This is a genomic window from Nocardia sp. NPDC050175 (assembly GCF_044459885.1).
Classification (GTDB): Bacteria; Actinomycetota; Actinomycetes; order Mycobacteriales; family Mycobacteriaceae; genus Nocardia.
Genome location: NZ_JBITJI010000015.1, coordinates 142,213 through 153,513, shown reverse-complemented (window position 1 = coordinate 153,513; position 11,301 = coordinate 142,213). Strand labels below are relative to the sequence as shown.

The following is an 11,301-nucleotide window of genomic DNA, read 5'->3' as shown; positions in this document are numbered from 1 at the left end:
TGTCACTACAGGCCGAGCTGGTGGTCGATGAAATCGAAGAGATCGTCGGCCGACGCGGCGTCCATCGAGGTGTCGAGTGCGGGGGCGGCCGGATCCGGGCTGAGCCGAGTCGTGATCGCCTGCAAGCGATCGGCGAGCCGATGCTGCCGGACGGCCGCGGCGTCGAGTCCGCCGACGGCCGCCTCGAACCGCGCCAGGTGGTCGAGCGCGGCGGCCGTCGCGTCCGTGCCGATATCGATGCGCGACCGCAAGAACTCGGCCAGCGCCTGCGGGGTCGGATAGTCGAACACCACCGTCGTCTCGAGCGCCTGGCCGGTGGCGGCGTTGAGCCGAGTGCGCAGTGCGACCGCCGACACCGAGTCGAAGCCGACGTCGAAGAAGGTCGCGCCGAGCGCGACCTCGGCCGGGTCGTCGTAGCCGAGGACCGCGGCGACCTGCGCACGGACCAGATCCTCGAGGACCCTCGTCTGCTCGGCCGCGGCGCGTCCGCGCAGTCGCTCGGCGAGCGCGTTCGCGCCGTCGGCCGATCCGCCGTCGACCGGCGCGTCGAGGGCCTGCCGCACCTCGGCCAGCTCGCCGATCAACGGGCGCGGCCGGGCGAAGGTGTAGGTGGGCGCGAAAGTGGCCCAGTCGAATTCGGCCACCACGAGGGCGTGATCACCCCGGTCCAGCACGTCCTGTAGCGCGTCGAGCGCCAGCGCGGGCGCCATCGCGGGCGCGCCGATCCGGTCCAGCATGCGCCGCGTCTCGTCGTCGACCATGCCGCCCGCCCACGAGCCCCAGGCGATCGACGAGACGACCAGGCCGCGCGCCCTGCGCTGCTCGGCCAGCGCGTCCAGCACGGCGTTGGCCGCGGCATAACCGGCCAGACCGCTGCTGCCCCAGGCCGCGGCGCCCGAGGAGAACAACACGAACGCGTCGAGCGGCCGGTCGCCGAGTAGCTCGTCCAAATGCTTTGCCCCACCGACCTTGGCGCCGCCGGTCTCGGCGAAAACGGCCGGCGACATGTCGGCGACGGCGGCCGGACGCTGGGCGACTCCGGCCGCGTGGAAGACCGCGTTGACCTCGCCGACCGTGTCGAGCAGGTTCCGCACGGCAGCGCGGTCGGCGACATCGCAGGCGTGGATGGTCACCGCCGAGCCCAATGCGGTGAGCTCGGCCGCCAGCTCGACCGCGCCGTCGGCCGCCCGGCCGCGGCGACTCACCAGGACAATGCGTTCGGCGCCCGCGCGGGCGAGCCATCGGGCCACCTGCGCACCCAAACCGCCGGTGCCGCCGGTGATCAACGCGGTGCCACGCGGCCGCCACCGAACGGCGGCCGCGCCCGGCGCGCGCAGCAGCCGCCTACCGGACAAGCCGTCGGCCCGCAGCGCGAGCTGGTCTTCACCGCCACCGACCAGCATCGTGACCAGTTCGCGGACCCGATCGGCGTCGACGCCGGTGCCGACGTCGGCCACCCCACCCCAGGTCGCGGGCAAGTCGAGCGCGAGCACCGCGGCCAGACCCCAGACCGCCGCCTGCGACACGCTCGTCACCTCGGCGGATTCGCCGACCGCCACCGCGCCCGAGGTGATCGCCCAGACGCGGGCTCGGCTGTCGAGGTCGCCGAACGCCTGGACCAAAGCGGTGGTAGCGACGACGCCCCGGGACATCGGGGCGCCGAGTGGGTCCTGCTCGTCGTCGAGGCCGAGCAGCGAAACCACGCCGGTCACCGCACGGTGCTCGCGCAGCGCGGCACCGAACCCGGCCCGGTCGGTGCCGGACAGTTCCACCGAGACAACCTCGGCGCCAACACTTTCCAGTGCCTTGCCGATCCGGGCGCCGAGGTCGTCGCCGACCCCGGTCGACGGCAGCACGCACAGCCATCGCCCAGGGTCCGCGACCGGCGCGCCGGCCACGGCGGGCCGCCAGGCCATCCGATACCTGAGCGCATCGACCCTGGACGTGGCGGTGCCCGTGGGCGATCGCCAGTACCAGCGACGCTGAAACGCATAGGTGGGCAACTCAATTCGCCGTGCTCCGGTAGCACCGAAGAACGCGGACCAATCGACGTCCGTGCCGTGGGTATTGGCGAGCGCGACGGCCGTCACCAGCTCGCGGACCTGGTCCCGGTCCCGTCGCTGGGTCGCGATGAATACGGTGTTCGATTCGGGCGCAACGCAATCCGCGCCTGCCGCGGTCAGCACCGCGTCCGGTCCGATCTCGACGAAGGTGGTGACCCCCGCGGCCGCCAGCCGCCGCACCGCCGCCTCGAAGCGCACCGTACTCCGGCAGTGCTCGACCCAGTAGTCCACGGTCGCGACGTCGTCGGTGACCAGCTCGCCGCGGACGGTCGACGCCAGCGGGATCCTCGGTGCGGCAAAGGTCAATCCGGTCAGCACCCGCGCGAACTCGTCCAGCATCGGATCCATCAGCGCCGAATGGAACGCGTGCGAGACGCGCAGTCGCTGGTGGCGGTAGCCCTGTTCGGTCAATTCGGCGACGACGTCGGCCATCGCCTCCTCGGCACCGGAAAGCACCACCGCGGCCGGGCCGTTCACGGCGGCGATCGCGACACGGTCGCGCGCGACGGCGCGCACCACCTCCTCGGCGGCGCGCACGGCGACCATCGCGCCACCGGCGGGCAGCGCCTGCATGAGCCGCCCGCGCGCCGCGACCAGCTTCGCCGCGTCGGCCAGTGAGAACACCCCGGCCACGTGTGCCGCCACGATCTCGCCGACGGAGTGCCCGGCCAGGAAATCCGGCCGGACGCCCCACTGCTCGAGCAGCCTGATCAGCGCGACTTCCGTTGCGAAGAGCGCACATTGGGTGTACGAGGTGAGATTCAGCGCCGCGGCGTCGGCACCCCACATCACCTCGCGCAGCGAACGGTCGAGCCATCGGTCCAGCTCGGTGACCGCCGCGTCGAAGGCCGCGGCGTACGCCGGGAACGCGGCATACAGTTCGCGGCCCATGCCCGGCCATTGCGACCCCTGACCGGTCAGCAAGAACGCCGTCCGGCCGTCGGCCCCGGCGCTCGCACGCACGACGCCGGGCGCCTGCGCCCCTTCCGCCAGGGCCCGCAGGCCGCGCGACAGTTCGGCCCGGTCACCCGCCACCACGGCGGCACGCTCTTCCCACACCGACCGGGTGGTCGCCGCCGAGAACGCGACGTCGCGGACGTCGAGTTCGGGGCGCTCGTCGAGGTGGACGAGCAAGCGGCCTGCTTGCGCGCTCAGCGCGTCCGCGGTCCGGGCGGACAGCACGACGGGCAGCGGTATCCCGGCCTCGACCCGCTCGACGGGCTCGTCGGGAATCCGCGGCGCCGCTTCGAGGATGACGTGCGCGTTGGTGCCGCTGAGCCCGAACGACGACACGGCGGCGCGCCGCGGCCGGTCGGTCGCGGGCCAGTCGTGTGGTTCCCGCAACAGCTCGACCGCACCGCTGGACCAATCGACCTGCGGCGTCGGCTCATTCACGTGCAGCGTCCTCGGCAGCAGCCCGTGCCGCATCGCCTCGACCACCTTGATGACACCGGCGACGCCCGCGGCGGCCTGGGTGTGCCCGATGTTCGACTTGAGCGAGCCGAGCAACAGCGGACGATCGGCGGCGCGCCCACGCCCGTACACGGCGAGCAGCGCCTCGGCCTCGATCGGGTCGCCGAGGGTGGTCCCGGTCCCGTGCGCCTCGACGGCGTCGATGTCGTCGGGGGTCAATCGCGCGTTGCCGAGGGCCTGCTCGATCACCCGGACCTGGGCGGGCCCGTTCGGCGCGGTCAGCCCATTGGAGGCGCCGTCGGAATTGACGGCGCTGCCGCGCACCAGCGCGAGCACGGGATGGCCGTTGCGCACGGCGTCGGAGAGCCGTTCCAAGACCAGCATCCCGACGCCCTCACCCCACCCGGTGCCGTCGGCGCCGGCCGCGAAGGATTTGCACCGGCCGTCCGGCGCCAGCCCGCCCTGCTCGCTGAAACCGATGAACGCGGCGGGCGTCGCCATCACGGTGACACCGCCGGCCAGCGCGAGCGTGCACTCACCGGCGCGCAGCAATCGGACCGCCCAATCCAGCGCGACGAGCGACGACGAGCACGCGGTGTCGAGGGTGATCGCCGGACCCTCCAGGCCGAGAAAGTACGCGATCCGCCCGGACGCGACGCTGCCGAGCACGCCGACGCCGCCCTCGCCCGCGTCGTAGTCGTGGTAGACGAGGCCGGTGAAAACGCCTGTGCGGGAGCCGCGTAGCGACAGCGGGTCCAGCCCGGCGCGCTCGATCGCCTCCCACGCCGTCTCCAACAGCAGCCGCTGCTGCGGGTCGGTCTCGACCGCCTCGTTGGGGCTGATCCGGAAGAACGCCGCGTCGAATTCACCCGCATCGTGCAGGAACCCGCCCTCGCGCGAGTACGTCCGGCCCGGCCTGCCCGGTGTCGGGTCATAGATGCCGTCGACGTCCCACCCGCGATTGCCCGGGAACCGGGAGATGGCGTCGCCGCCGTCGGCGACCAGCCGCCACAGCGCCTCGGGTGAGTCGACGCCACCGGGCAACCGGCAGCTCATCGAGACGATCGCGATCGGCTCGTGCTCCTGGTCCGCCACCTCACGCAGCCGGCGCCTGGCCTGCTGCAAGTCGGTGACGGCCCGCCTCAGGTATTCGCGGAGCTGCTCTTCACCTGCCATGCGATCCCTCGCCTCTCGGTTCGTCCGGTCCGATGGGTCATCAGATCTCGCTGTCGACCATCGCGAACAGTTCGTTGTCGGTGGCCGTGTCGAGGTCCGTGCCCGGCTCCTCGTCGACCTGCCATTTCGTCAGCAGCGCCGCCAGCCGGGCGATCACCTTCGGCTCGACCGGACCCGGCGCACCGGCCACCAGGGCCTCGAGCCGATTGATCTCGACCAGCACGTCCGCGCCCGGTCCCGCCGATCGGGTGAGCACGTCGGCGAGGTGGCGGGCGACGGCCGCCGCGGTGGGGTGGTCGAAGACGAGCGTCGCGGCGAGCGGCAACCCGGTCACGGCCGCCAGCGTCCGGCGCAGCTCGACCGCGGCCAGCGAGTCGAAGCCGAGCTCCTGGAAGGGCAGCTCCGGCGGCACCGCCGCGGCGGCGGCGTGGCCGAGCACCGCGGCGGCCTGCTCCCGGACCAGCTCGAGCAGCACCTGGTCGCGCTCGTGGTCGGCGAGTTCGCGCAGGCGGTCGGACAGCCGCGGGAGTTCGCCGTCCGGTCCGGGCAGCATGCCACTGAGAACGGAATGGTCAACGGCGACAAGGCTGGTGGCGGGCGCGGTTGCCCAGTACCGCGCACGCTGGAACTGGTAGGTGGGTAGATCGACGCGCGCCGCACCGGTGCCGGCGAACAAGCCCGGCCAATCCACCTGGGCCCCACCGGCGAACAGGGTGCCCACCGCGGTAACGACCTCGGTGACTTCGGGTCGGTTCCGACGGCACGTCGCCACGAACAGCGCGTCGCGGTCCCCATCGAGACAAGATTCGGCGACCGCCGTCAACGCCGCGTCGGGACCCACCTCGACGAAGGTGTCCACGCCGTCGGCGGCCATCGCCGCGACGCCGTCGCCGAAGCGCACCGCCGCCCGTACCTGCCGCACCCAATACCCAGGATCGGTGACCTCCGACGACACCAACCCACCAGTAACGTTGGATATCAACGGGATTCGAGGCTCGTGAAACTCCATCTCCGCCAACGCCCGCTCGAACTCGGCCAGCATCGGCGCCATGTGCGCCGAATGGAATGCGTGACTGACCGGCAATCGTGCGGTGCGGTGCGTACGCCACCGCGGGAGCCATTCCTCGATCGCGTCGGCGTCGCCGGACACCACCACCGCCTGCGGACCATTCACCGCGGCGATCTCCAGTCGATCCTGCCAATCATCAAGCGAGACAACAACTTCCTTCTCCGACGCGGCTACGGCCACCATCGCCCCGCCACCCGCCAATCCGCCCATCAACCGGGCACGCGCACCAACCAGTCGACACGCATCGGTCAGCGAAAGGACGCCCGCCACATGACCGGCCACCACCTCACCGACCGAATGACCAAGCACCACATCGGGTTCGATTCCCCACGACCGCAGCAGCCGGAACAGTGACACCTCGAAAACGAACAACCCGAGTTGCGCCCACTGCGTGTGCTCCAGCAACTCCTTGTCCGAACCCCACACCACCGAACGACCATTTACCCCGCACTCACGCTCGAGCGTCTCCCACACCGCATCCCACGCTTCGGCGAAAACCGGAAACCGTTCGCACAGTTCATGCCCCATCCCCAACCGCTGCGACCCCTGACCCGAAAACAGCAGCCCTATCCGGCCTCGGCGACGCGCTGTCCGCGTCCGCAGCGAGGCCAATCCAGCACGCAACTGATCGCGGTTATCGGCGACGACAACAGCTCGGCAGTTCAACGCAGCACGCGAAACCACCAGCGAATACGCCACATCGGTGACACCGAGCTCAGGGTGTTCATCCAGATGCGACACCAGCGCGGCAGCTTGCGCCTGCAGGGCGTCGTCGTCCCGGGCGCACAACACCACCGGCACAACAACATCCGGCGCGGCCGCCGCCGCGGGCTCGGCGTCGACCTGCTCCAGGATCACGTGCGCGTTCGTCCCCGAAATACCGAACGCCGACACCCCCGCACGCCGCACCCGCCCCTGCCGCGGCCACGCGATCGACTCGCCGAGCAGCGCCACCGCGCCCGCCGACCAATCCACCTGCGACGACGGCACCCCACCGGGCAACGACCTCGGCAACACACCATTCCGCATCGCTTCGAGCATCTTGATGATTCCGGTGACACCGGCCGCGGCCTGGGTGTGGCCGAGATTCGACTTGACCGATCCGAGCCAGAGCGGGGCATCCCGTGGCGCGTCGCCGAAGACCTCGAACAGCGCTTCGAGTTCGATCGGATCACCGAGCTGAGTGCCGGTGCCGTGTGCCTCGACCGCGTCGATCTCGGCCGGTTCGAGCCCGGCGTTGGCCAGCGCCTGCCGGATGACCCGCTGCTGGGCCAGGCCGTTCGGCGCGGTGAGCCCGTTGCTCGCGCCGTCGGAATTGACGGCGCTGCCGCGCACCAGCGCCAGCACCGGATGCCCGTTGCGGCGGGCGTCGGACAGCCGTTCCAGCAGGAGCAAACCCGCGCCCTCGCTCCAGCCCGTCCCGTCGGCCGAGGCCGCGAAGGATTTGCACCTGCCGTCCGGAGACAGCCCGCCCTGCCTGCTGAATTCGATGAACGTCGCGGGCGTCGCCATCACGGTCACCCCGCCCGCGAGCGCGAGGCCGCACTCGCCGCGGCGCAGTGCTTGCACGGCCCAGTGCAGTCCGACCAGCGACGACGAGCACGCGGTGTCGACGGTGACCGCCGGTCCCTGCAAGCCGAAGGTGTAGGCGAGGCGGCCGGACACCAGACTGCCGGGGCTACCGCCCGCATAGTCGTGATACATCACACCGGTGAACACGCCGGTGTCGCTGCCGTGCAGTGCGGTCGGGTCGATGCCTGCGCGTTCGAACAATTCCCACGCGGTCTGCAGCAGCACTCGCTGCTGCGGATCCATTTCCCTCGCTTCCCGTGGCGAGATGCCGAAAAGCGCCGCGTCGAAGTCGGCGGCGTCGGCCAGGAATCCGCCGTGCCGGGTGTACGTCTTCCCGGGCACCCCGGGTTCCGGATCGTAGATGGCGTCCACGTCCCAGCCGCGATCCGCGGGGAACGGGGACACCGCGTCGACGCCCGCTTCGACCAAGCGCCACAACTGTTCCGGCGAATGGACGCCGCCGGGCAGGTGGCACGCGGCCGCCACGATCGCGATCGGCTCGGCGCTGTCGCGCACCGCGACGGCCGCTGGCGCCGCGGTGGCAGGCTCGATCAGCTCGGCGAGCCGACCGGCGACCGCGCCGGCGTTGGGATAGTCGAAGACGAGCGTGGCCGGTAGTCGCACACCGGTCCGTTCCTGCAACGAATTACGCAGGTCGAGGGCGGTCAGCGAATCGAAGCCGAGGTCGACGAAGGCCCGATCGGGCGCTACCGCGTCGGCCCGGGCATGGCCGAGGACCCGCGCCGCCAGCCCGGTGACCAGCTCGAGCAGGATCCGATCGCGCTGCGCCGAGTCGCGCCCGGCCAGCTCACTCGCGACCCGGGCACCGGCCTGGTGCGGCGGCCGCGGTGGCGCCGTCGGCAGCAGATCGCGCAGTATCGTCGGCGCGACCTCGGTGCGCCAGGCTTGCGGGTCGAACCGCGCGGGGACGAGCACCGCCGCGTCGGTGGTCATGGCCGCGTCGAACAACTCGAGGCCCTGAGCGCGCGACAGCGCCGGGGTACCGGCCGCGGCGAGGCGGGCGACCGCGCTCTCGGCCAGCCGATCGACCATGCCGCCGACCCCCGACCACGGCCCCCAGGCCAGTGACTGCGCAGGTAGTGCGCGGTGGCGCCGGTACTGGGCCAGCCCGTCGAGAAATGCGTTGGCCGACGCGTATGCGGCCTGTCCCGGAGCGCCGAGTGTGCCGGACAGCGAAGACAAGAGGATGAAGCGGGCCACCTGACGCCCGGCCGTGAGCTCGTGCAGGTGCCAGGCCGCGTCGGCCTTCGCCCGCATGACCGCCGCCACCTGTTCGGGGGTGAGCGCGGACAGCACGCCATCGTGCAGCACCGCCGCGGCGTGCACGATCGAGGTGACCGGGTATCGGTCGAGCAAGGCCGCGACCGCGGCGCGGTCACCGACGTCGCACGCCTCGACGGCGACCGCCGCCCCCGCCGCGGCGAGCTCGGCCACCAGCGCCGCGGCCTCGGGTGTCGCCGCCCCCCGTCGGCTCACCAGCACCAGGTCCCGCACGCCGTGCGCCGACACGAGATGCCGGGCGAAGCTCGCACCGAGGCCGGTGAGTCCACCGGTGATCAGCACGGTGCCCCAGTCGGCAGAGCGCGATGTGCCTGCGGCGCCGACCAATTCGAGCCTGGGCGTGTACATCAGGCCGTCGCGGACCGCGATCTCGTCCGCGCCGGCACCCAGCGCGGCGGCCGCCGCCGCGACCGGATCCGCGGCCGCATCGAGATCGAGATCGAGCAGCACGATGCGGCCCGGGTGTTCAGCCTGTGCCGCGCGGGCCAGCCCCCACAGCGCTGATTCCAGCGGATCGACGTCGTCGCCGTCCGCGACGTGCGTCGCCGACCGGGTGGGTACGACCAGCCGATCGGTGCCGTCGTGGCCGGCCAGCCAGGTGCGCAGGCCGTCGAGCAGCGCCAGCACCGCGGCCACCGGCGTCGGCCGATCGGGTGACGTCCGTTCGAGCAAGGTCCAACCCTGCTCTGCCGGTGCGGAATCGGCGATCGGCACCCACCGCACCTGGTGCAGCGCTCCCGGCGTCAGCTCGCCGGAGCGCACCGGCCGGGTGGTGATCGCCTCGACCACCAGCACCGCGGCGCCGGACCGGTCTGCCAGTTCCAGCCGCGTGCGGCCGGTGCCTGCGATCGTGGTCAGCCGGACCCTGGACGGCGTCGCGCCGCGCGCGAGCAACGCCATCCCGTGGTAGCTGAACGGCAGCGCGACCGTGCCGGTGCCGTCGGCCAGCAGACCGGCGTGCAGTGCCGCGTCGAGCAGCGCCGGATGGATGCCGAACGCCTCGGCGGCCGGACCGTCGATCTCGGCGAACAGCTCGTCGCCGCGGCGCCAGGCCGCGCGCAGGCCGCGGAACGCCGGTCCGTATGCGAAATGCTGCTCGTAGAGGCGGTCGTACGCATCGTCGACCGCGATCGTCGTCGCGCCGGGCGGGGGCCAAGCGGACAGCCCGTCGGTGACCGGGACGGCCTGGCCGAGCGTCCCGACCGCGTGCCGGGTCCAGCGGTCGCCGACGCGGGAGTAGATGGTGACGGCCCGGCGCCCGGCATCGTCCGGCGGCTCCACCTCGACGTGGACGGCGACGCGGTCGCCGGAGCCGAGCACCAGCGGCGCGGCGAGCACGAGTTCCTCGACCGTCGAACAGTCGACCGCAGCGCACGCGTGCAAGGCCAGTTCGGCGAAGAGCGCACCCGGCACCACCTGCGCGCCGAACACCCGATGGTCCGCCAGCCATGGTGAATTCGCCTCGGCGAGTTCACCACTCAGGGTCAGGCCACCATCGGGCGACGGTACCGACACACCGAGTATCGGGTGGCCTGCCGAGCCGAGCCGCGGCTGCGACAGCCAGTACCGATCGCGCCGAAATCCGTAGGTGGGCAGCTCGACCTGCCGCACGGCGCGGTCGGCGAAGTAGCCGTCCCAGTCCACCGTGGACCCGGTGATCTGCAGTTCGGCAAGGGTGGTGAGAAGTTCGCGCTCCTCGTCCGCACCCGCGCGCTGGGCCGGAAAGGCCACTGTGTCGGTGTCGGTGTCGGTGTCGGTGTCGGTGTCGGTGTCGGTGTCGGTGTCGGCAAGACAGTCCGCGATCATTGTGGTCAACGCAGCGGTCGGCCCTACCTCGACGAAGCGACGCACCCCCGCCCCAAACATCGAACCGATGCCATCAGCGAAGCGCACCGCATCGCGCACCTGCCGCACCCAATAGCCGGGATCGGTGACCTCCGACGACACCAACCCACCAGTCACGTTGGATACCAACGGAATCTGAGGCTCGTGAAAGTCCAACCCGGAGATGGCGCGCTCGAACTCGGCCAGCATCGGATCCATCTGCGCGGAATGAAAAGCATGACTGACCCGCAACCGCGACGTCCGATGATCACGCCACCGCGGCAACCACTCCTCGAGAGCGTCGGAATCGCCCGAAACCACCACCGCCCGCGGACCATTCACCGCCGCAACCTCCAGACGATCATCCCAACCATCCAGTGCCGCAATCACTTCAGACTCAGAAGCAGCGATCGCCACCATCGCCCCACCCGGCGCCAACCCACCCATCAACCGGGCACGCGCACCCACCAGTCGACACGCATCGGTCAAAGACAGGACTCCGGCGACATGAGCGGCTACCACTTCTCCGATCGAATGACCAAGCACCGCATCAGGTTCGATCCCCCACGACCGCAGCAACCGGAACAGAGCAACCTCGAAAACGAACAGACCCAGTTGCGCCCACTGCGTCTGCTCCAACAACTCCCGATCAGCACCCCAGACCACTGATCGACCATCTACTCCACACGCCCTCTCAAGCGTCTCCCACACCTCATCCCAGGCCTCAGCGAACACCGGAAACCGCTCGCACAGTTCCCTTCCCATCCCCAACCGCTGCGACCCCTGACCCGAAAACACCAACCCCACCCGACCCCCGTCGCCACGCACCGTCCGGCCGGACACATCAGCCAATCCCGCACGGAATTCACCGATTTCGGCACC

Annotated in this window: 2 protein-coding genes and 1 pseudogene; all 3 read right to left on the bottom strand. The window is 71.3% G+C overall.

The annotated features are described in order from the left end of the window. Nucleotides 1-5: 5 nt before the first annotated feature. Complete coding sequence (locus ACIBK2_RS38130; protein ID WP_396974797.1) at nucleotides 6-4,652, bottom strand: type I polyketide synthase; 4,647 nt, start codon at nucleotides 4,650-4,652, stop codon at nucleotides 6-8. A gap of 40 nt (nucleotides 4,653-4,692) precedes the next feature. Continuing rightward, the gene (locus ACIBK2_RS38125) at nucleotides 4,693-5,205 is read right to left on the bottom strand and encodes an acyl carrier protein (protein WP_396974956.1); all 513 of its coding nucleotides are present in this window, start codon (nucleotides 5,203-5,205) and stop codon (nucleotides 4,693-4,695) included. 153 nt (nucleotides 5,206-5,358) lie between these two features. Further along, nucleotides 5,359-11,205: pseudogene (locus ACIBK2_RS38120) on the bottom strand (SDR family NAD(P)-dependent oxidoreductase); the annotation flags it as partial. Between the last annotated feature and the right edge of the window lie 96 nt (nucleotides 11,206-11,301).